Origin of the sequence: Streptomyces sp., assembly GCF_031178505.1 — a bacterium.
Taxonomy (GTDB): domain Bacteria; phylum Actinomycetota; class Actinomycetes; order Streptomycetales; family Streptomycetaceae; genus Streptomyces; species Streptomyces gulbargensis.
On sequence record NZ_JAPSIW010000033.1, the window covers coordinates 1 to 21683 of the forward strand.

At 72.4% G+C, this 21683-nt stretch carries 20 protein-coding genes; 11 read left to right on the top strand and 9 right to left on the bottom strand.

What is annotated here, in order from left to right; all coding sequences use genetic code 11:
• Positions 1–442, bottom strand: a 442-nt coding sequence (locus RIF68_RS05020; protein ID WP_309049894.1) for a glycosyltransferase, incomplete at its 3' end; no start/stop codon positions are given.
• A gap of 452 nt (positions 443–894) precedes the next feature.
• Between RIF68_RS05020 and RIF68_RS05025 the strand changes: the two genes are divergently transcribed.
• The 3 genes from RIF68_RS05025 (at position 895) to RIF68_RS05035 (ending at position 4564) form a co-directional block, all read left to right on the top strand.
• Entirely contained in the window at positions 895–1719 is an 825-nt protein-coding gene (locus RIF68_RS05025) for a class I SAM-dependent methyltransferase (protein ID WP_309049895.1), read from the top strand.
• A gap of 226 nt (positions 1720–1945) precedes the next feature.
• A complete protein-coding gene (locus RIF68_RS05030) occupies positions 1946–3046 on the top strand; it encodes a C40 family peptidase (RefSeq protein WP_309049896.1) in 1101 nt (366 codons plus the stop codon).
• A 297-nt stretch (positions 3047–3343) separates the two neighbouring features.
• Positions 3344–4564, top strand: coding sequence for a PP2C family protein-serine/threonine phosphatase (locus tag RIF68_RS05035; RefSeq protein ID WP_309049897.1), 1221 nt, complete (start codon positions 3344–3346; stop codon positions 4562–4564).
• An 81-nt stretch (positions 4565–4645) separates the two neighbouring features.
• Here RIF68_RS05035 and RIF68_RS05040 read toward each other — a convergent pair whose 3' ends face one another.
• The 5 genes from RIF68_RS05040 to RIF68_RS36430 form a co-directional block, all read right to left on the bottom strand.
• A complete protein-coding gene (locus tag RIF68_RS05040; RefSeq protein WP_309049898.1) occupies positions 4646–4987 on the bottom strand; it encodes a DUF2516 family protein in 342 nt (113 codons plus the stop codon).
• 91 nt (positions 4988–5078) lie between these two features.
• A complete protein-coding gene (locus tag RIF68_RS05045; RefSeq protein ID WP_309049899.1) occupies positions 5079–5663 on the bottom strand; it encodes a hypothetical protein in 585 nt (194 codons plus the stop codon).
• Between the two features lie 37 nt (positions 5664–5700).
• On the bottom strand, positions 5701–6162 hold the full coding sequence (locus tag RIF68_RS05050; protein WP_309049900.1) for a helix-turn-helix transcriptional regulator: 462 nt from the start codon (positions 6160–6162) through the stop codon (positions 5701–5703).
• A gap of 118 nt (positions 6163–6280) precedes the next feature.
• Positions 6281–6496, bottom strand: coding sequence for a hypothetical protein (locus RIF68_RS05055; protein ID WP_309049901.1), 216 nt, complete (start codon positions 6494–6496; stop codon positions 6281–6283).
• Positions 6497–6779: 283 nt separating this feature from the next.
• Positions 6780–7235 carry a TniQ family protein gene (locus RIF68_RS36430; RefSeq protein WP_375165672.1) on the bottom strand — a complete coding sequence of 152 codons (456 nt, stop codon included), beginning with the start codon at positions 7233–7235 and terminating at the stop codon, positions 6780–6782.
• 744 nt (positions 7236–7979) lie between these two features.
• On the opposite strand from RIF68_RS36430, the gene RIF68_RS05060 reads away from it, so the two are divergent.
• The 7 genes from RIF68_RS05060 (at position 7980) to RIF68_RS05090 (ending at position 17274) form a co-directional block, all read left to right on the top strand.
• On the top strand, positions 7980–8885 hold the full coding sequence (locus RIF68_RS05060) for an FG-GAP-like repeat-containing protein (RefSeq protein ID WP_309049902.1): 906 nt from the start codon (positions 7980–7982) through the stop codon (positions 8883–8885).
• 57 nt (positions 8886–8942) lie between these two features.
• Positions 8943–12848: a hypothetical protein gene (locus tag RIF68_RS05065; protein WP_309049903.1), complete on the top strand. Its 3906-nt coding sequence runs from the start codon at positions 8943–8945 to the stop codon at positions 12846–12848.
• Entirely contained in the window at positions 12848–13258 is a 411-nt protein-coding gene (locus RIF68_RS05070; protein WP_309049904.1) for a hypothetical protein, read from the top strand. The genes RIF68_RS05065 and RIF68_RS05070 overlap by 1 nt, the downstream gene beginning before the upstream one ends.
• A 375-nt stretch (positions 13259–13633) precedes the next feature.
• Positions 13634–13966 carry a hypothetical protein gene (locus RIF68_RS05075; protein WP_309049905.1) on the top strand — a complete coding sequence of 111 codons (333 nt, stop codon included), beginning with the start codon at positions 13634–13636 and terminating at the stop codon, positions 13964–13966.
• A gap of 147 nt (positions 13967–14113) precedes the next feature.
• The gene (locus tag RIF68_RS05080; protein ID WP_309049906.1) at positions 14114–14842 is read left to right on the top strand and encodes an ABC transporter permease; all 729 of its coding nucleotides are present in this window, start codon (positions 14114–14116) and stop codon (positions 14840–14842) included.
• A gap of 358 nt (positions 14843–15200) precedes the next feature.
• Positions 15201–15686 carry a MarR family winged helix-turn-helix transcriptional regulator gene (locus tag RIF68_RS05085; protein WP_309049907.1) on the top strand — a complete coding sequence of 162 codons (486 nt, stop codon included), beginning with the start codon at positions 15201–15203 and terminating at the stop codon, positions 15684–15686.
• Between the two features lie 106 nt (positions 15687–15792).
• Complete coding sequence (locus tag RIF68_RS05090) at positions 15793–17274, top strand: MFS transporter (RefSeq protein WP_309049908.1); 1482 nt, start codon at positions 15793–15795, stop codon at positions 17272–17274.
• 38 nt (positions 17275–17312) lie between these two features.
• Here RIF68_RS05090 and RIF68_RS05095 read toward each other — a convergent pair whose 3' ends face one another.
• From RIF68_RS05095 to RIF68_RS05105, 3 genes are all read right to left on the bottom strand, one after another.
• Complete coding sequence (locus RIF68_RS05095; RefSeq protein WP_309049909.1) at positions 17313–19349, bottom strand: AAA family ATPase; 2037 nt, start codon at positions 19347–19349, stop codon at positions 17313–17315.
• Between the two features lie 77 nt (positions 19350–19426).
• On the bottom strand, positions 19427–20077 hold the full coding sequence (locus RIF68_RS05100) for a TetR/AcrR family transcriptional regulator (protein WP_309049910.1): 651 nt from the start codon (positions 20075–20077) through the stop codon (positions 19427–19429).
• Entirely contained in the window at positions 20074–20886 is an 813-nt protein-coding gene (locus RIF68_RS05105; protein WP_309049911.1) for a TetR/AcrR family transcriptional regulator, read from the bottom strand. Before RIF68_RS05105 ends, RIF68_RS05100 begins: the two co-directional genes overlap by 4 nt.
• 119 nt (positions 20887–21005) lie before the next feature.
• Here RIF68_RS05105 and RIF68_RS05110 point away from each other — a divergent pair.
• Positions 21006–21683: ATP-binding cassette domain-containing protein (locus RIF68_RS05110; protein WP_309049912.1), on the top strand; the 678-nt coding region annotated here is incomplete at its 3' end.

The window sequence follows — 21683 nt, forward strand, 5'->3', positions numbered from 1 at the left end:
CGACGTGCCCGGAGAGCCAGTAGTGGGAGTGGACCAGGTCGTAGTACCCGGGGCGGTGGCCCGCCCATGCCCGCATCACGCCGTGCGTGAAGGCACAGAGCTGCGCCGGCAGCTCCTCCTTGGACAGTCCCTCGTACGGCCCGGCGTCCACATGGCGCACGAGCACGCCGGGCGCGAGTTCCACGGCGGGCGGCAGGCCGCCGGTCGTGGAGCGGGTGAAGATCTCGACCTCGATGTCGATCGCGGCGAGCCGCTTGGCCAGCTCGACGATGTAGACGTTCATGCCGCCGGCGTCCCCGGTCCCCGGCTGGTGCAGCGGGGAGGTGTGGACGCTGAGCATGGCGACGCGGCGCGGGGTGCGGTGCCGCCCGGGGAGCCGGAGCCGGTTCGGCGCCGGATGCCGGTGCCGTGAGCCGGCGAGCCGGGACACGTACTGGCTCACGTCGGCGGTCCTTCCGCTCGGGCCTGCGCTTGCGTCGGGCAGGGCGGGCATGGCAACCGCCGGCCCGACGGATCATGACGGGCATGACGGCTGGGGACGCGGTGCGTCCTTCAACCCTGCACAACACCGGAACCTCATCTTTCATTTCCGCTGGTGAGGGCCCTTTGCCAATTCGTTGCCGGGGGCGGGGAGGCGGGGCGTCCGAGGGCGGCGGCCGGGACCGGGGCGCCTGAGGGCCGGGGCGGGATGGGGCCGACGGGCGGGGTGCGGTCCGGGGGCGGCGGCCGGAGGCCGGTCCGGGTCCGGGTCCGGGTCCGGGTCCGGGGGCAGGGTGCGGTCCGGGGGGCGGCAGCCGGGGACCGGGGGGGGCGGCAGCCGGGGACCGGGGGGCGGCGGCCGGGGGGCGGCGGCCGGGGACCGGGGGGCCGACCCGTACCCCTTACGCTCGTTCCATGGCCCCGCGCACCACCCGCCCCGTCGGCACTCCGACCCGCGGGACCACGAATCCGAACCGGCTGCGGCGGATGGACCGCTGGATCGCGGCCGTCCACGGGCCCGCGCTGCGCCGCTCGGCCGCGCCGCCGGTCGCCGTCGACCTGGGGTACGGGGCGGCGCCCTGGACCGCCGTCGAGCTGCTCGCCCGGCTGCGCACCGCCGATCCCCGCACCCGCCTGTACGGCATCGAGATCGAGCCGGCCCGGGTGGAGGCGGCCAAGCCGTACGAGGCCGGGCACCCCGGGCTCGCGTTCCTGCACGGCGGCTTCGAGGTACCGGTCCCCGGGGAGGTCTCCCTGATCCGGGCGGCGAACGTGCTGCGCCAGTACGACGAGGACGAGGTCGCGGCCGTGTGGGCCCGGCTCCGTGCCCGCCTCGCGCCCCCCGGCGCGGGTGGCCGCGGCGGTGGCCTGCTGGTGGAGGGCACCTGTGACGAGATCGGGCGCCGGCACGTCTGGGTGGCGCTCGACCGGAACGGGCCGCGCACGGTGACCTTCGCCACCCGGCTCGGTTCGCTGGAGCGCCCCTCCGACCTGGCGGAGCGGCTGCCGAAGGCCCTGATCCACCGCAACGTCCCCGGGGAACCGGTGCACGCCTTCCTCCGGGACTTCGACCGGGCGTGGGCGGCGGCCGCTCCGTACGCCTCGCTCGGCGCCCGCCAGCGCTGGATCCGGGCCGTACGGGACCTGGCGGCGGACTGGCCGCTGACGGACGGGCCCCGGCGGTGGCGGCAGGGCGAGGTGACGGTGGAGTGGGAGGCGCTCGCGCCTCGTTCCCGCTGAGCCGCCCCGGGACCGGTCCCCGAGCCGCCCCGGAATCGTTCCCGGAGTGTTCCCGTACGCGCGGAACGCCACGGGCGTCACTCTCGTCCCCCTAGGGGAACCTCCCGGCAGGCCCTGACCCCCTGTCGTTTTCGGGTTCCACATGGCACTATCGCCAGGCCGCCGATAAGTTACTGACGGTAAATCAGGTATCGGTTGCCCACATGGGTCACTCGAGGGGGAACTCGTGAACCGTCGCCGCCACGCCTCTGCCGCGCTCACCGTGATCTGCGCCCTGACCGTGCTGGCCTCACCCGCGCTGACCCTCCGGGCGGCCGCCGCCCCCCTCCCCCCGGTCCCGCCGGCCGCCTCGGCCGGGACCGGCGGCTCGCTCACTCCCGCCCCGCCCGCGCCGAGGAAGACGCTGGAGGAGGTGCGCAGGGAGATCGACGCCCTGTACCGGCAGGCGGCCGCCGCCACCGACGCGTACAACCTCGCGGAGGAGAAGGCCAAGGCCCAGTCCGCCGAACTCGCCGAACTCGGCCGGACGATCGCGGAGGGCCGCGCGAGGATCGAGGACCTGAAGGCGAGGGCGGGCGCCGCCGCCCGCGCCCAGTACCGCAACGGCGGGCTGCCCGACGGCGCCCAGCTCGTCCTCACCGACGACCCGCAGCTCTTCCTCGACACGGCCGGACGACTCAGGCAGGGGGCCCGGGCCACCAAGGACCTCCTCATCGAACTCACCCGGTCCCAGGCCGAGTTGGACGCCTACGCCCAGGAGGCCGGTGAGAACTGGACCCGGCTGGAGGCCCATCGCGTCAAGCAGGCCGCGGCCAGGAAGGAGATCACCGAGAAGATCGGCGCCGCCGAACGCCTGGAGTCCCGGCTCGCCGCCGAGGAGCGGGAGCGGCTGCGCCGTCTGGAGGAGCTGGCGCAGGAGAACGCCCAGACCAACTGGCTCAAGACCGCCGATCTGCCCGACCTCACGGCCCCGGCGACCGAGCAGGGCAGGACGGCGGTCACCTTCGCGGCGGCGCAGATCGGCAAGCCGTACGTGTGGGGCGCGGAGGGACCGGACTCCTTCGACTGCTCGGGCCTGACGCAGAGCGCCTGGGCGGCGGCGGGCAAGGTGATCCCCCGCACCTCGCAGGAGCAGTGGCGGCTGCTGCCGCGCGTCGACGTCAAGGACATGCGGCCCGGCGATCTGATCGTCTACTACAAGGACGCCAGCCACATCGGCATGTACGTCGGGAACGGCGTGATGGTGCACGCGCCACGGCCCGGGCGGGACGTGACCCTGGCGGGCGCGGGTTCGATGGAGATCCTCGGAGTCGTCCGCCCCAGGTGACGGCCGGTCCTCACGGACCTCTCCCCGGAAGTGAGCTTTCTCATTGCCCCTGGGCCCGGATCCGGGTCAACTACCTCCCCTTCCGCGGCATATGCCAACCGCGGGAGCGCTCTCACAGGCTGATCACCATTCCGTTCCCGGCCGCCCTACCGCTATGGTCCCGGACGGGCGGGACGCCACCCGGCGCTCCGCGCACTCCCGGGGGGAGGGAAGGAACAGGCCGGACCGATGCCCGCATCCGTACCGCGCCAGAGCCGGAGAAACGTCTCTGCCGCGGGGTCCTGCGACGCCACCGTTATGACAGGCACAGGTACAGGAACCGATCGCGCCGATCTCACCCTCCTGGTCGTCGAGGACGACCCGGCGGGTGCCCTCGCCGTACCCGAACTCCTCGACGCGGCGGACGCCGCCGGCACCCGCGTCCGCATCCGTACCGCCCGGAACCTCACCGAGGCCGAGCGGCTCCTCACCGACGACGTGCACTGCGTCCTCGTCGACCTCTCGCTGCCCGACCCGCGCGCCGCCGCCGGGGACGACCCGCTCGCGCCGCTGCGCCACATCCTGCGACTCGCCCCGCGCCACGCGGTCCTGGCGCTCGCCGCCTCCGCGGACGCGGAGCTCGCGGCCGAGGCGGTACGGGTCGGGGCCCAGGACCACCTGTTCCGCGAGGAACTCGACGGGCGGCTGCTCAGCCGGGCCATCCGGTACGCGGTCGAGCGCAAGCGGGCCGACCGGGCGCAGGTGAAGCTGGCGGAGTCCCGGCTGCGGGCCCAGGAGAACGCCCGCCTGGAGCGCGGCCTGCTCCCGACCCCGCTCCTGGAGGGCTCGGACCTCCGGTTCGCCGCCCGCTACCGGCCGGGCCGGTCCCGGGCCCTGCTCGGCGGGGACTTCTACGACACCGTCCGCACCCCGGACGGCACCGTCCACGCCATGATCGGCGACGTCTGCGGGCACGGACCCGACGAGGCCGCGCTCGGCGTCGAGCTGCGGATCGCCTGGCGGGCGCTGACCTTCGCGGGACTCTGCGGGGACGAACTGCTCTCCACGCTCCAGCAGGTCCTGGAACACGAGCGGGAGAACGACGAGATCTTCGCGACGCTCTGCACGGTCGACATCGCGCCCGACGGGCGCCGGGCCGGGCTCTGCCTCGCCGGACACCCCTCGCCGCTGATCGCCCTCGAGGGCCGGCCGGCGCGCCTCCTGCCGTACGAGGACGGCGGCCCGGCCCTCGGCCTGCTGCCACGCGCCCGCTGGCCACGCCGCCAGGTGGAGCTGGGGGCGGCCTGGAGCCTGCTCCTGTACACGGACGGGCTGATCGAGGGCCGCTCGGCCGGTCCGGGATCGCCCCGGCTGGGCCAGGACGGCATGGTCCACATGATCAACCGGCAGCTGGCGGCGGGCCTGCGGGGCGAGGAGCTCCTGGAGGCGGCCGTCACGGAGGTCCGCACCCTGAACGGTGGCGAGCTGACCGACGACGTCGCCGTCCTGGCCCTGGAACGGGTCGGGGCCCGGGGATGAACCCCGGGCCCCACCGAGCCTGCCGCCCGTACGCCGGCGGCCGGGCCGATCGCCCTTGCACCGCCGCTGGTGGCCGGCCGTCTACCTGCCGCCGTTGTACGGCCCGTACGGGCCGTCGCTGCTGGAGCCACCGCCCCGGCCCCGGCCTCCACCGGAGACCTGGGCGAGCGCCGGGCGGACGTCGACCATGAAGACGATGGCCGCGATCAGTCCGGCGATCTGCAGGAACAGCATCGGCAGCAACAGGTTCAGGACCAGATTGATGCCGAGGATGATCAGCCAGAACTTCTTGGTCTGCTTCTCGGCGGCGCGGTAGGCGTCCTCGCGCGCCAGGGCGGCGAAGACGAGCGCGGCGACGGCGAAACCGGTGAAGAGGAGGAAGGTCACCAGCTGGAGAAGGGAATCGAATCCCGCGCGCAACATGCTGAGCACCGCCTAGGGGTGAGGGGAAGAGTGCGCCTCGCGGCCAAGGTACCCGGTACAACGCTCCGGACACCCGGTTCGGTGCCCGGCGCTACTCCGTCTCGGCGGCGGCGGCCGTCTTCTTGGCGGACGTCCGGCGGCCGGAGGGCTTCCGCGCTTCGGCCGGCTCGTCGCCCTCCGCCGTCGCACCGTCCGACGCCTCGGCCTTGGGCTGCGCCTCCGGCTTCGGGTCCTTGGCGGGCTCCGGCTCGACGACGACGGCGATCTCGGTGATCTCGTCGGCGACCTCACCGCGCCAGGTGCGGACGGCCTCCTCGCCGTGGGCGGCGACCTCCTCGTACTTCTCACGGGCCTTCACCGCGTACTCGGCGGCGACGCCGACGCCGCGCAGGGCGAGGTCCTGGGCGGTCTCGCCGAGCTTCTTGAGGTCGGTGTCCAGTCCGCCGACGACCTCGGCGAACTTCGACTGCACGGTGGCCTGGGCCTCCTTGGCCTGGGCGGCCACCTTCTCCTGCACGGCCTTCGGGTCGGTCTTCCGTACGGCCTCGATGCGGGCGGGCGCCTCGGCGGCGAGCTGCTCGATCAGACCGGGCACCTTCCTGGCCTGCCGCACGGCGAGGTCGGCGGTGCCGGCGGCGAAGTAGAGGGGAGTACGCAGTTCGTCGATGATGGCCATGCTGGGGGTCCTCCCGGATGAGTCGTACAGGGTCGAACTAGCTCGCGGTCGGTTCGGCATCGGGCCCGTCACCAGGCCTGTCGGCAGGCGCCTCGGCGGGCGCCCCGGCCGGCGCGCCGTCGCCGGGCCGCTCCGCCGTGGTGCTCGCGCTCTCGGCGGCGTTCTCCTTGCGGAAGGAGTCGTAGATCTGGAGCAGCACCTGCTTCTGCCGCTCGTTGATCGACGGGTCGGCCAGGATGACGGCGCGCGTCTCCAGCTCGTCCCGCTCCTTCTCGTCGAGGATCCCGGCCCGTACGTACAGCGTCTCGGCGGAGATCCGCAGCGCCTTCGCCACCTGCTGCAGCACCTCGGCACTGGGCTTGCGCAGCCCGCGCTCGATCTGGCTCAGGTACGGATTCGACACCCCGGCCGCCTCGGCGAGCTGCCGCAGGGACAGCTGCGCGGTCCGCCGCTGCTCGCGGAGGTACTCACCGAGATTGCCGACGTTGAGCGATGCCATGCCTCGACCATGCCACCCATTGCTAACTATTGCAAGCAACCGCTAGCTCCAGTGTCACCCATCCGGCCGCGTCCGCCTGTGACTGAGCACGATGGTTGTCACTTGAGCAGGACAACTGTCACCAGGGCTCGCGTCGGCGATACCTCTCCGAGCGCACCCCACTGCCACCACCCTTGGGGATCGGCCCGCAGGCGACGATGTCGCCCATGGCCATCATGCTCTTGGAGCGGTTCATGCTGACGATCCGGAGTGGGAACGAGGCCCGCGCCGCGCGCCGGAGGTAGATCGACAGGGCTTGATCGACACGCCTGGCCTGGTGGACGAGCGGCAGCATGAGCTCCCGCGCCTGTTCCCAGTCCGGGCGTCGAGCAGCCGCTCGGCGACTCCGAGCGCGCCCATGAGAAACGGGTTCAGCGGTGGGTCGGTGCGGGGACGCGAGCTGTACTTCTTCCTGGGCCTGTGGCGAAGGGCCGCTGCTCGGGCGAGGCGCTCCTCGACTTCCCGATCAAGGGCCTCCGCGAGCGCCGTGGTCGCGGCGAAGGGGCGAGCCGCAGGCAAGGAGAGAAACACGAGGCCGAGCAGCGCTCTCAGATCGGCGAAGTAGTCGGCGGCGGGGATCAACCAGCCGACACTCGGAATCGCGGCCGGGCCGGTGGGGCGAGGAGCTTCAGGAGCCGTCGTGGGAGGCCGAGGAGATGCTCCAGCGTCTGCGGATCGAGGGCAGTCTCGGAACTAGCCCCGACCGGCTCTGAGAGCCGTGCGCCACAGGCCGGCTGGAGGCGCCCGACGGTACGCGGTGCAATCGTGGTCCGGCATTGCGCCGGATGAAGATCCTCGTCCCAGGGGCGGGCGATGACGCTGTTCATCTCGACCGCGTGGACGGGCTGACGACAGGCCGGGCAATCAGTCCGAACGAGACGCCGGTGCCGAGGGCACGCGAAGACCGGCGGGAGGCGCCAAGTAAGCCGCCAGGCCCCACCGTGTCGCTGTTGGATCTCGCTCCCGTCCCCGGTGAGGCATTGCGGTAAGTACCTGGGCGTTCGAGTCAGCAGCCATGCATTGCCGTTGATCACCTCGCGGCACTACTGCGCCGGGTGAACCTTCTGCTCAACGGTCCGTACCGCCCGGCGAGCGAGGAAGCCGGCAGACGGCCGACCTCATCCGGGGGAGACGGGTGGATCGGGCGAAGAGCCGCGCCTGCTCGGGATCAAAGTCGTACAGCAGCCGCATGCGGAGCGGAACGTTCTCGTTACGGCCGCCGGTCAAGCCGGTCCGGATGGCGGCCTCCCCAGGCAATGTTCCGAGGCGGTGCGCGAGGCGACGGATGTAGCCGGTCAGCACCTCGTCGGGTAGTGGGTCGAGACTGCAGGACAGCGGACGTATGACGTCATGTTCTGACATGAGTTGGGGCGGCGACGCGGCATACCGTCGCCGCCCCCACCGTTGCGAACCTCGGTCGCACGACAAACACGCAGCTGATCCCCGCGATCAGCGTGGTCACTCCCCCACCAGCGCCTCCAGGAGGAACGGGAGTCTGTGATGAAGCTCAGCATCAACCCGCTCACGCACAGAACGATCCTCATCGTTGAGCACGCGGAGAACCCCTTCCGGGACATTCGCCGACCGCGTCGGGTAACTCTGTTGGCTTATCGAACAGATACTTGACAAAGTCATTAAAGGATCAAGATCTGCTATTCGAATCGACATAGGCTCACCTCATCGCGGTCGTGGACCCGACGCGCGGACTGCCGGGGGGCGAGTGCAACGCGGTCCGCACCCCCGCATGTTCGTGGACGCGAATATGTGAGGACTCTGTCATGTCGAAGATGCGACACCTCGGTGCGCCCCTGCGCCGCGCAGTGGTGGTGGTGGTGGGCGGCTGCGCGCTCGCCGTCACCGCGCTGACGGTCGCGGGGGGCTCCCCGCCCTTCACCGACCGTACGGACCAGGCGGCCGCCTCCGCGGGCGTCCAAGCTCCCGGACCGGTGATGTTTCCCCTCTTCGCCCGCAAGTCGGGGCACCTTTACGACTACGAGCCCAAGGGATCCGGAGCAGGCCTCAAGCCATTGGTGGACATGGGCGGCGGCTGGGCGGATGCCGACGCCCTGGTCCAGGTCAACCTGTCCGAGAACGGATCCGGCAACGACCTCTACCACGTCAGCGGTACCACGCTCTACTACACCGCCGAGCGCGGTGGCGACACCAAGGTCATCGGCGGCGGCTGGGACCAGTACAACCTGCTGGTGTCCGTCGGCAACATGGGGGGCAGCTCCCATCCCGACCTCGTCGCGCGCAAGACCGACGGCACCTTGTGGCTCTACCAGGGGCGGGCGGACGGCACCCTCGCCGCGCGCATCCAGATCGGTACCGGTGGCTGGAACGCATTGAACGCCCTGGCTGGGCGCGGCGACTACACGGGGGACGGCAAGGCCGACCTGATCGCGCGCGATGCCGACGGTGACCTCTACGTCTATCCGGGTACGGGCACCGCCGTCGAGTACGCGGCGCTCGGCGCGCGGACCACCATCGGCTGGGGGTGGCAGGTGTACAAGAGCATCGTCTCCACCGGCGACAACGACGGTGATGGCAAGACGGACCTCATCGCCAACGACAGCGCCGGCCTGCTCTGGTTCTACAAGGGAACCGGCTCCGCATCCGCGCCCCTCGCCGCCAAGGCGCAGATCGGCACTGCTGGTTGGGCCGCCTTCGACACCCTCTTCTGACGGCGCACCCTCTCCTTTCCGTAGCTTCCGTATCAGAACGGTTGACCCACCATGCGCATGTACGCACCTCCGGAGGGCCGCCGCGCCTCCCTCAGATGGAAGCGGCTGCTGAGCGCCACCGCCCTGACCACCGCGCTCGCGGTGGCACTCACGAGCAACCAGCTGCCCCCGTCGGCCGAGCCCATGGCTCCCGTCGCCTTCCTGGCCGAGGAACCGGCGAACGGCATCTTCGACTTCGAGGCCGCCGCGCGGATCCGCGCCGAGCAATGTCTGCTCAACCTGACGCTCCGCAGGGGCGGCCAAGAGCTCAAGGCTGTCTCCCGGGGTGGTCTGAACGGCACCGAGGACGAGCTGCACGCCGCAGCCGTCACGGAAGGGTGGTGGGACAACAACACCCCCCTCACCCTTGCCTGGGACAAGGACGACGCGTGGACACAGGCCAAGTTCCGTGAACTAAGCGCCCGTGTCGACGTCTGGGAACAGTCCCTGGACATCCCGTCGCAGACCACTCCGCCCGGCTACACGGTGACCGGATTCGAATCGATCGAAGACGGGGACAACCCCTTCGACAACACCGGGCTCACGGCCGGTCTGGGCGCGATGTACTTCCGCCTGGAGTCCGACATCTATTACACGGACCAGACGCCGGTCGCGAGCAAGGAATCCGTGGATGTGGTCAACACGATCGCTACGGCCCGCTACTCCGAGGACCGCCGCGAAGACTACGAGCCGCTGCAGGCGCTCAAGGACATGACCTTCATGCACCCGATGTACGCGGATGACGCGCGCATCTTCCTCCAGCACGGCGGTTTCCCGACCACCGCGCCGGAGCCGGGGACCGTGGAGTTCCGTCTCGACGTCGAGGCACTCAAGGCTCGGTTCGCCTCCTGCACGCCACACAATCCGCCGGACCCTCACCAGGTCTTGCGCGCGGAGGTCGTCCAGGCCTCCGTCGAGTGGCAGGACGAACTGTCCGGGCAAAAGGCCCAGCGGGCCGTGATCATGGACGCCGAGTCGAAGGCATCGGGGCACCTGAGGGTGGCTTCGCAGGCCATGGGCGAGGCGCTGGCCCAGTCTCTCATCGCGAGCAGGCTCACCGACTGGCAGGCCCACTGGCTCGCGCAGTCCCCCAACTCGACGATGTTCTATCCCACGGCTGCCGAGTTCGCGCAGGTCAAGACCAATATCGCCCGCGCTCGGGAGCGGGCCCAGGGCCGGGTCTTCGTCGCCGGGCGCGCCACGCTCGCCGCCCAGATCGAGGCGGTGCGGGCGGACAAGGCGAAGGCGGAGGCGTACGCCGTCGCCGACGCCGCCGGTCTGCCGCGCGGCCGCGGTCTGATGTACGGGCAGCAGGCCGTGCAGGTCGCCAAGGCGTCCGCCGCCGCCGCGCAGGCGGTCTTCAAGGCGACCGAGACGGCGTCGCACGCGACCCGAGCGTCGGCGTCGGACAGCAAGACGCTGATGGCGCTGGCCGAGACGCAGGCGCATGCGTCCAAGGCCGAGTTCCGCCGCAAGGCCGCCGAGGAGGCCGAGGCCCAGGCCAAGGCCGCCGCCGAGGGCGCTGCGCTCCAGGCGAAGCTGGCCGCCGAGAACGCCACCAAGGCCAAGGGCGCACAGGCCAAGGCCGAGGCGGCCGAGGCGACGGCGAAGCAGGCAGCGGCGGACGCGAAGGCCAAGCGGGAGACGGCCGAACGTGAGCGTGACACCGCGGCGGCGGCTCGTCAGCGGGCCGACGCCGAACGGGCCAAGGCAAACGAGGCCGAGGCGCGCGCGGTGGCACAGCGGCAGACCGCGGCGACCGCGCTGAGCGCGGCGGAGGCGGCCAGGGCGACCGCTTCGGAGAAGCTGGCGACCGCGATCGACGCCGAGAACAAGGCGGCGGCCGCCAAGGACCGGGCGCTGACGGCGGAGCGGAACAAGGACGCCACCATGGCGCGGGCCAACTCGCTGGAAGCGGCGGCAGCGGCTGCGGCCGGGACCGAGGCCGCGGCGGAGACCCGCGCGGCGGCCACCGAGGCCAGGGCGGCCGCCACGCAGGCGGCCGGAGCGGCGACCGCCGCCCGCACGGCGGCGAACGAGGCCACCGGACATGCGGTGAACGCCCGGGAGGCGGCCACGAAGGCAGACGGCGCGGCGGCACGGTCTCGTTCCGCTGCCAAGGGCGCCGAAGCGGCTGCCGCGGTCACCACCGCGCAGGTGGCACAAGCCCGCGCGGCCACGGCGGAGGCGATCGACGCCTCGGAGGCGGCGGCACAGAACGTCAAGAACGCCGAGCAGTTCGCCAAGGCAGCGGCCTCCGAAGCGGTGAGGGCCCGTCAGAATGCCTCGGCGGCCCGTGCAGAGGCACTGCTGGCACATGCGAGCGCGGTCAAGGCAGCTGGACACGCCGTCGCCACCGCCCAGGCGGCGACGGCTGCGCGCGATTCGGCGGCTCAGGTCATCAAGCCCGCCAACGAGGCGATCGAGCTGGGCTCCCCGTACGCGGAGAGCGACACCTCGGCCGGTCTGGCCGTGCTCGTGGGCCAGGGGGCCAAGACCGCCGCCGAGCAGCAGGCCGCGCTGGCGCAGGCCAAGGCCGACCAGGCTAAGAAAGCCGCGGCCGCGGCCAAGGCTCTGGCCACCCAGGCGTCTGCGGACGCCAAGGCGGCGGCGGAAGCAGCGGCGCGGGCCGCAGAATGGGCGGCCGCGGCCGCAGTGTCGCTGGCCCAGACCCGGGCGTCGGCGGCGGAGGCCCAGAAGGCGGCGGAGGCCGCAAGAAAGGCCGAGACCAACACCATCGAGTACAACCGCCAGGCGCAGGAGGACGCCGCACTCGCGGCCCACGCCGCGAGCACGGCCACCAGCGAGGCGGCAGCGGCGAACGCGGCCGCCAGCGAGGCGGAGAAGGACGCGGTCGGCGCTCGTGACGCCGCGACCGCCGCCGAAGGCGACGCCGGCCAGGCGAACACGGTGGCCTCGGCCGCCGAGCGGGACGCGACGCGGGCGGAGACCGCAGCGTCCAACGCCCGTGAGGACGCTGTGGAGGCCGACCAGGCGGCCGACCGCGCCGAGGAGGAGCTGCGCAAGCGCATCGCCGAGCAGCGACAGAAGCGCATCAGCGAGGCCACGCCCGACCCCAGCACGGGCCCCGACCCTGACACCGGCCCCGACCTCACGGAGAGCGAAGAGGAAATTCTTCTCCGCTTGTGCGGTCAGGAGTGCGTGGACCAGTACCGAGCGGCCCGCGCGCTGGCTGGTGAGGACATACTCGACTGGGTCATCGCCAACGGCGGCCAGATCCTGCTGGACACCATCGGCTGGCCCGATCTGAAGGCCTGCTTCACCAAGGGCGATGTCGAGGCCTGCCTGTGGACGCTGTTCAACGTCGTGACCACCTTGATCCCGGTCGGCAAGATTCCGGCAGTCACGAAGGCCATCGTCAAGATCGGCACCGGCGTCGACGACTTCTTCGAGAAGGCGGCGGGTGCGAAGCGCACGCTGGAGAAGCTGAAGGAGCTGATCGAAAAGGGGAAGAGGGACCCGAACCTCCCTCCGTGCGTGTCGCCGCAGATCGCGCGCTTCGCCGTCTTCTCCTCATCCGGCAGTACCCCGGACCACTGCGACTTCGGTGACGCGAGCGGTCTGAAGAAGGAGTACCTCGACTACCTCCGCTATCAGTACGGCCAGGAGGTCACCACCGGCGTCGACTACAACTGGCTGCGCATGCACGACGGGTCGGCGCAAGCCGCCGACCACTCAATTATCGGGATCGGACGCGACATCGACAAGCTTGCTCAGTACCTGGACGGCTGGCGCGGCCGTGGCACCCACTACGACAAGCGGTACGGCGTGAATACCAAGGTCGCCTACGATCAGTCCAAGGGTGTCCTCGTCATCATCGAGCCGCACCGCATCCACGCCTACCACTTCCCTGAGGCGGTCTTCATGGACGAGAAGCGCTACCCCCCCCTGCCGGGCAGCTGATGAGGAGGATCGTCGACCTTGTCGCCCTGCCGGCCGGCGGATACCGCGTGAAGTTCACCCCCGAGCAGGGGCTCGCGGCCTATTCGGCCCTCGGCGCACTCGCCCGCAGCTCCTTCACGGACACCGCGACGAAGGTGCAGGCGGGCTTGGGTAAGAAGGAATTGCGGGAGCTGGCCGTCCGGATGCCGACCGACCCCGATGATCCCGGGGCCGACGGGTTGGAGCTGAGCGAGGAGGAACTCCACGCGATCCACGCGGCCCTCATGGCCGTCGCCACTCTCTACCTGGTCAACTCGGCTTACTTCGCCCAGGATCCGTTCCAGGTCGAGGTCGGCTACCTCCGCGAGCACATGGACTCCTTGGCGCTGGGCCTGGCGAAGGCGGTCTCCGAGGCCACCCGCCCGTCCTAGGGCTCGGTCCCGATGACGTGTGGGCCGTACTCCCTCTGGGGGAGTACGACCCACAGCCAAAGGACAGCTCAGCGGGCGTTTCCGCCGACCTCCTCAGCCAGCAGCCGTACGGGTGGAATCCGACGCGGTGGGGCTAAAACCGGACGGTTTCATCCTGGAGAACACCGCACCCCTTCCCCCACTTTCACTCAAGCGCCACCCCTAACACCGAGTGCCAGCGACTTCCCGTCATCCTCATCAGCCAGACGGGGCCCGGAAGTCAGGCATCATCCCCGTCGGCTCCCCGACACACCTGCTCAACGCCGACAGCAAGCCGCACAGCAGGACGTCCTGCGGGCACTTCCCGCGGACGCGTAGGCGGACTCAACCGTCGCAGTGGAGTCCGGCCCCTCGGTCGTCGGCGCAGTGGCACGGCTCCAGCCTGCCGCGGCGGCGATCTCCGTACTGACCACGATGCTGATCGTCGCCGCCATGGTGAGCCTCTGGACCTCCGCCCTCAAAGGGGAGTATCAGAATGCTCGGTGCCGTAGGAGCCACCGCCTGGTGGCTCCGGCCCTCGCGTCCTCCATGTCTGGGCTGCTGATCGTCGTCAGCTGCGTGGCGGGGGCCCTGTGGGGCATCGCCGCCTCGGTGGCCTTCCTGACCGGCATGGATACCGGCATCGCCGTCCCCGCCGGGTGGCTGACCGGCTCCGTAGTCGCCGCGTGATCACCGCAGCGGTCATGGGAGGAGCCCTCGTTCCTCGTCGCGCTCGCGCCCAGCGGCAGGCGTGAGCGACGGCTCAGCGGGTGAACCGGTCGGCTCCGGTGAGACGGCTGAAGCCCTTGCTCTCGATCCGCTGCTCCATCCGCTGGAATGCACCACGGTCCCGGCGCAAGATCAGGAGGATGGCTTGAAGCGGGTAGGAAGGGCATCAGCGATCCGAGCTGGCAGCTCGACGGTCCCAGCGCCGCCCATGCCGCGCCCGCCCAGGTCGAGGCCTGGGCCGCGGCCCGAGCCGGCGAGTCCCCCCAGCGCTATCTGGCCTCTCAGGGTTACGCCGGTGCCACGGTCGTGGCCTCGACGGAGAACCAGGTCGAACAAGTAGTAGCGAGCCTGACTGCTGAGAAGTACTTCGCCGTCAGCGTCCGCGATCGCGTCGCCGAGCTACCCGGAATCCCCGGCTTGTTCCAATGGCTGTCCAAAGGCCTGCTGGCACTCCTCGCCGTGGTCGGCGTCCTCGCCGGGCTCGGCATCGGTGGTGCCGTCATACGCACCAGGACTCGGGAGGTAGGAGTTCTGCGCACGATCGGTTACACCCGTGCCGAGGTCTTTCGCTCCTTCGCCACCGAGATCGGCATCCTCGCGCTGGCCGCCGGCGCCGTGGCGGCCGTCCTCGGCGCTCTGATCGGAGGTGGAGCGGCTCTGGTCCTGGCCACTCTGGAGGAGTTCAACCCGCACCTGCCTGGCGGCTGGATCTTCCCGCCGCTGTGGCAACTGGTGGCGACGGTGCTCCTGTCCGCTGTCGCGATCCTGATCGGGGCCATGAGGCCGCTCCGACGAGCCGCCGCGCTCGACCCTGTGACAGTGCTGCGGGACTGGTAGGGGCGAAGCCGGCGCATCGACCGTTCCAGGAGTGCGGTCGTCACCTCAGCGCGGCGGTGACGACCGCTCCTACGTCCCGCTGGCGAATGTCTCCGCTCGCGAACTGCGGGCATCCCGGTGCTCGTGTGAGCCGCCCGATCACCGGGTCTCCGCGGTGGGATGTTCGATGGGGCGAGCGGTTCCGGGAGACTACGACCGGTTCCTGTGCCTGTCGGCCGTGTTCCCAGCGGGGGTGCGTCGGTCCGACCCGGGCGCCGCGCCATGGCCGGATGGCGCGCGCCGGATCGCATCGCCCGGATCAAGCCGTACGGTTCGGGATGATCCGCGACGGATCGAATCGCTCGCTACCCTGGCCCGTATGACTGCCATGGCACCCACCCGCACCGAGCCGGACCTCTCCTATCTCCTCGACCACACCAGCCACGTCCTGCGCACCCGCATGACCGCCGCGCTCGGGGAGATCGGGCTCACGCCGCGTATGCACTGCGTGCTGGTGCACGCGCTGGAGGCGGAGCGGACGCAGGCGCAGCTCGCGGAGATCGGGGACATGGACAAGACCACGATGGTGGTGACGGTCGACGCCCTGGAGAAGGCGGGGCTCGCCGAGCGGCGGCCGTCGAGTGCCGACCGGCGGGCGCGAATCATCGCCGTCACCGACGCGGGGGCCGAGGTCGCCGCGCGCAGCCAGAAGATCGTGGACGGGGTGCACGAGGCGGCCCTCGGCTCCCTGCCCGACGAGGAGCGCGCCGTCCTGCTGCGCGCCCTGAACCGGCTGGTCACCGGGCACCTGGAGACGCCCGTCGAGGGGCCGAGGCCCGCCCGACGGGCCCGGCAGCGAGGCTGAGCCCGAGGTCCTCACCACCCGAGGACTACTCCCGCAAAAAATAGTCTGCAACAAAACCATCTGCTAGCGTCTCTCCTGTCGCCTCTACCGAACAGGAGAGATCCCCATGCCCGCCTCCGCCCCCGCCCGCCGCCGTGGCCTCGCCCTCGGCGTCCTCGCCACCGGCATGCTGATGACGGTCCTCGACGGCAGCATCGTCACCGTCGCGATGCCCGCCATCCAGAACGACCTCGGCTTCAGCCCCGTCGGCCTCAGCTGGGTCGTCAACGCCTACCTCATCGCCTTCGGCTCGCTGCTGCTGCTCTCCGGCCGACTGGGCGACCTCATCGGGCGGAAGCGGATGTTCCTCGCCGGCACCGGCGTCTTCACCGCCGCCTCGCTCCTCGCCGGGTTCGCCGGCTCCCCCGGCGTGCTCGTCGCCGCCCGCTTCCTCCAGGGCGTCGGCAGCGCCATGGCCTCGGCCGTCGCCCTCGGCATCCTCGTGACGCTCCACACCGAACCCCGCGAGCGCGCCAAGGCCATCGCCGTCTTCAGCTTCACCGGCGCCGCCGGGGCCTCCCTCGGCCAGGTGCTCGGCGGGATCCTCACCGACGCCCTCGCCTGGAACTGGATCTTCTTCATCAACCTCCCCATCGGCCTCGCCACCGTCCTCATCGCCCTCCCCGCGCTCCCCGCCGACCGCGGCCTCGGCCTCGGGGCGGGCGCCGACCTGCTCGGCGCGCTCCTGGTGACCTCCGGCCTGATGACCGGCATCTACGCCGTGGTCAAGATCGAGGAGTACGGGGCGGCATCCGCGCACACCCTCGGCCTCGGCGCCCTCGCCCTCGCGCTCCTCGCCGGCTTCCTCCTCCGCCAGGCCCGCGCCGCGAACCCCCTCATGCCGCTGCGCGTCCTGCGCTCCCGCAGCGTCACCGGCGCCAACCTCGTGCAGATGCTGATGGTCGCCGCGCTGTTCTCGTTCCAGATCCTGGTCGCCCTCCACCTGCAGAACGTCCTCGGGTACGGCGCCTCCGCCACCGGGTTCGCCATGCTCCCGGCCGCCGCCGTCATCGGCGCCGTCTCGCTCGGCGTCTCCGCCCGCCTGATCGCCCGGTTCGGCGAACGCGCCGTCCTGCTCACCGGCCTCGTCCTGCTCGTCGGCGTCCTGGGGCTGCTGACCCGGCTCCCCGTGCACGCCTCGTACGTCACGGACCTGCTCCCGGTGATGCTGCTCGCCGCCGGGTTCGGCCTCGCGCTGCCCGCCCTCACCGGGCTCGGCATGTCGGGTGCCGACGAGGCGGACGCCGGTCTCGCCTCCGGCCTCTTCAACACCACGCAGCAGATCGGCATGGCCCTCGGCATCGCCGTCCTCTCCACCCTGGCCGCCGCCCGCACCGAGACCCTCTCCGCCGCCGGGCACTCCACCGCCGAGGCCCTGACCGGCGGCTACCGGCTGGCCTTCGCGGTCGGTACGGGCCTGCTCCTCGCCGCCCTCGCCGTCGCCGCCACCGTCCTGCGCCGCCGCCCCGGCCGTACCGCCGAGGCCGCGCCGGGGACGACCGGGTCCGGCACCGCGTACGACGCGCCGGCCGTGCCCGCCGCCCACTGAAGCGGGTGGCGCCCGCCGTCGCCGGCGCCAGGCCCGTCTCAGTCCAGGCCCAGCCACCGGGGCAGCGCCTCCGCGTGCACCAGCGTCAGCCGGGACACCGCCCTGGTCAGGACCACGTACAGCAGGTGCGGTCCCCGCGGGCCCGAGGCCATGATCGTGGCCGGTTCGACCACCACCACGTGGTCGTACTCCAGGCCCTTCACGACCTCCGGCGGCAGCACCGCGACCCGGTCCTCCCCCGCGAGCCGCTCGCGGAGCCGACCGACGAGGTCCCCGGGGGCGATCACCCCGACCGAGCCCTCGGCCTCCCGCGCCGCGGCCACCGCCCCGGCCGTCGCGTCGAGCAGTCCGCCCTCCGCGGGCCAGGCCGTCACCTCGCCGTCCGTCCGCGCCGACCGCCCGGCCGGGACGTCCACGCCCAGGTGCGGCAGGAGCCGGTTGGTGAGTTCCACGATCGCCGCCGGGACGCGGTAGCCGGTCGTCAGCGGCACCACCGGCGCCCCGGGCGCACCGAGATGGGTGAGCTGCTCGCACCAGTCCCGGGCGGCCCAGGGAGTGGTGCCCTGCGCCAGGTCGCCGAGGACGGTCAGCGAGCCGAAGGCGGTACGGCGGGCGACGGCCCGGCACTGCATGGGCGAGAGGTCCTGGGCTTCGTCGAGGACGATGTGCCCGTAGCCCTCGGGCCGTTCCATCAGACCCGCCAGTTCGTCCAGGAGGACGTGGTCGGCGGCGGTCCAGCGGGCCGAACGGTACGAGCGCGGGGGCCGCGCCCAGCGGATCGCGGCCCGCTCCTCCTCGGTGAGCGCCGGGTCGTCGGGGGCGGTGAGCACACCCGCGAGGACCTCCTCGGGCGTCACCTTCGGCCAGTGCGCGTCGAGGAAGGCGGTCAAGGGCCGGGCCCGTTCGACGCGCCGCGTCCAGGCCGCGCCCTTGGTGCCGGAGCGGCGTTCGGCCTGCTCCCGCAGGGCCCGTACGACGCGGGCGAGGACGCGTTCGCGGCCGGTGGTGTAGGGCGGGGCCTCGTCCCGTACCGCCGTGAGGAGGGCGGTGAGTTCGGCGGCCGGGACACGCCAGCGGTACGAGCCGTCGGGCACGGTCAGGTCCTCGGCGACCTCCGTGCGGACCCGGCCGTGGAGCGCGCGCCGCAGCACCTCCGCCATGCGGACGTCGTGCTTGACGCGGGCGGCCGCCTCGCCGTCCTCGGCGCCGACCGGGCCGCGGGCGATCTCCTCGCCGAGGGTGGCCTGCCGCACCCCGGTCTCGCCGAGCGCGGGCAGCACCTCCGCGATGTAGGAGAGGAAGGCGGGGTGCGGGCCGAGGACGAGGAGTCCGGAGCGGCCGATCCGCCGGGGGTGGGTGTAGAGGAGGTAGGCGGCCCGGTGCAGGCCGACGGCGGTCTTGCCGGTGCCGGGAGCGCCCTGGACGCAGAGGGAGACGGCCGGGTCGGACCGTACGAGGTCGTCCTGGTCGGGCTGGATGGTGGCGGCGATGTCCCGCATCGGGCCGGTGCGCGGGCGTTCGATCTCCCGGGCGACGAGCGCGCTGGGCCCGGCCCCGCCCGGCGCGGTGAGGTGCTCGTCCTCCAGGGCGGTCAGCTCCTCCGGTGCGCCCGTGCTGCCCGGCGCCCAGCCGAAGCGGCGGCGGCGGAGCACGCCCTGCGGGTCGTGGGTCCCCGCCTGGTAGTAGGCGCGGGCGACGGGGGCCCGCCAGTCGATGACGAGCGGTGGGGCGGCGGGGTCCTCGGCGATCCGGTGGCGGCCGATGTGGTGGGTCTGGCCGTCGGCGCGGTCGAGCCGGCCGAAGAAGAGGGGACCCGGGGGGAGTGCGGCCATCTCCTTGGCGCGGCTGCGGAGATGGCGGCCGAGGATCTCGGCGTCGGCACCGGAGGCGGCGACGTCCTCGCCGGTGACGACCTGCTCGGTGACGTCCTCGGTCATCCGGGTCAGGGCGGCACGGCAGGCCTCGTGGTGCGCGCGCTCCCGTTCGAGTTCACGGTCGAGGCCGCTGTCGGGTGCGCGGCGGGAGGCGGGATCGGGGGACGGGTCCGGGCAGGAACGGGTGCTCAGTGACGTCATTCCGCCCAGCGTAGCGAAAGACGTTACCGAGTTACATTTTTTACTTGGTAGCGGTACATGTGCGGTCCGGACCCCGCTCAGTACGGGAGCCCCTCCCGCAGCGTGCGGAACGCGCGCTCGGCCGCCGCCAGCGCCCCCTCCGCGAGAGCGTCGGCCGTCGCTCCGCCCGCGATCCGGTCGACGTTGTCCTCCGCGAGGATCCGCAGGACGGCGACGATCTGACCGGCCGCCAGGCGCGCCTCCAGCGGATCGCCGCCGAGCGCCGCCGCGAGGGCCGCCTCGGACCGGCGCCGGTACGTGGGGAGGCGGGCCACCAGGGCCGGCGTGCCGTACAGGAGCCGGTGGAAGGCGAGGACGTCCGGGTCGTCGCACAGGCCGGTGACCGGGTCGCGCCGCTCCAGGCCGGAGATCAGGTGCGCGTGGAGGGCGTCGAGCGGCGCGGTGCCGGCGGCACGGGCGGCGGTCACCACCCGGGCGGCCTCGTCCTCGTGGTCGGCGAAGCGGTGGAGGACCAGGTCCTCCTTGGCGGGGAAGTACCGGAAGAGGGTCGGCTTCGACACCTCGGCCGCGGCGGCGATCTCGGCGACCGGGACCGCGTCGTACCCCTTCTCCAGGAAGAGGGCGACGGCCGCGTCGGAGAGCGCCTGCCGGGTGCGCCGCTTCTTCCGCTCCCGCAGCCCGGGCTCCCCGGGAGCCACGCCCTCGCCGGTGACCTCCGGCCGCCTCACGACGCCCGCCCTTCCACCAGCGCCGCGACGCCGTCCAGGATCCGCGCGATGCCGAAGCGGAATTCGGCGTCCGGCTCGTCGGGGGCGTCCAGGACGCCGGAGTCGAGCAGCCGGGCGACCGCCGGGTACGTGGCGGGGTCGGCGAGCCGGCGCAGGGTGCGGCCGTAGTGGGCGAGGGCCTCGCCGGCGCCGTCGCCCTGGCCGGCCGTCGCGGTCATCGCCTCGGACAGCTCCACCGTCATCAGGGTCTCGCTCTTGACGAAGCCGGCCACGAGCAGGGTCACGGAGATCTTGGCCCCCTCGTCGAGACCGGTGCCCGCCAGCGCCACCAGGGCCTTCTCCCACCAGGCGACGGCGTTCGGGGTGGCGGGCGGCCCGGAGACGGGGACCCGCAGCAGCCAGGGTGAGCGCAGGTAGACCTCGCGCATGCCGCGGGCCCACCGCTCGACCGCCTCGCGCCACGGGGTGCCCGGCGGGAACAGCTCGGGCGGGGCACCGGTGGCGGCCTCCTGCATGAGGACGTACAGCTCGTCCTTGGCGGAGACGTACCGGTAGAGCGACATGGTGGAGACGCCCAGCTCCTTGGCGACCCTCCCCATCGAGACGGCGCCGAGCCCTTCCGCCGAGGCGACCGCGACGGCCGCGCCGACGATCCGGTCGAGGGTGAGCCCCGGCTTCGGGCCCTTGGTGGGGCGCTCCCTCAGCCCCCAGGCCGCCTCGACGACCGGCGGGAGGAAGCCGTCGCCGCCCCGGCCCCCCGCTCCGGCTCCCGTCCCGCCGCCGCCCTTCCTACCGCCGTCCGCCGCCACCCGTCGCCTCCGCACCTCGCCGCCCGCTTGACGCCCATCCTAGTAATGCGTAACCCTTAAACAGTAACGCGTATGGCATACGCAGTACGCGTCCCCGGCCCATGCCCAGGGAGTCACCCATGCCTCCGGTCATCGAAACCACCGGCCTGACCAAGTCCTACGGGGACGTCCGCGTCCTCGACGGCCTCGACCTCGGCGTCGAGGCCGGCACCGTCTTCGCCCTCCTCGGCCCCAACGGCGCCGGGAAGACCACCACCGTCCGGGTCCTCACCACCCTCACCCCGCCCGATGCCGGACGGGCCCGCGTCGCCGGCCACGACGTCGTCACCGCGCGCTCGCGGGTCCGCGCCGCCATCAGCCTCACGGGCCAGTACGCCGCCGTGGACGAGAACCAGACCGGCGCCGAGAACCTGCGCATGGCGGCCCGGCTCTCCGGCCTCTCCCGCCGCGCCGCCGCCCGCCGGGCCGGCGAACTCCTCGAACGCTTCGGCCTCACCGCGGCCGGCGACCGCCTCGCCCGTACGTACTCCGGGGGGATGCGCCGCCGCCTCGACCTCGCCGCCGGTCTGGTCCGCGACCCCGCCACGCTCCGCGTGGTCTTCCTGGACGAGCCGACCACCGGGCTCGACCCGCGCAGCCGCCAGGAACTCTGGGACGCCGTCCGCGAACTCTCCGGCCACGGCGCCACCGTCTTCCTCACCACCCAGTACCTGGAGGAGGCCGACCGGCTCGCCGACCGCGTCGCCGTCCTCGGAAAGGGCCGCCTCCTCGCCGCAGGCACCCCCGCCGCGCTCAAG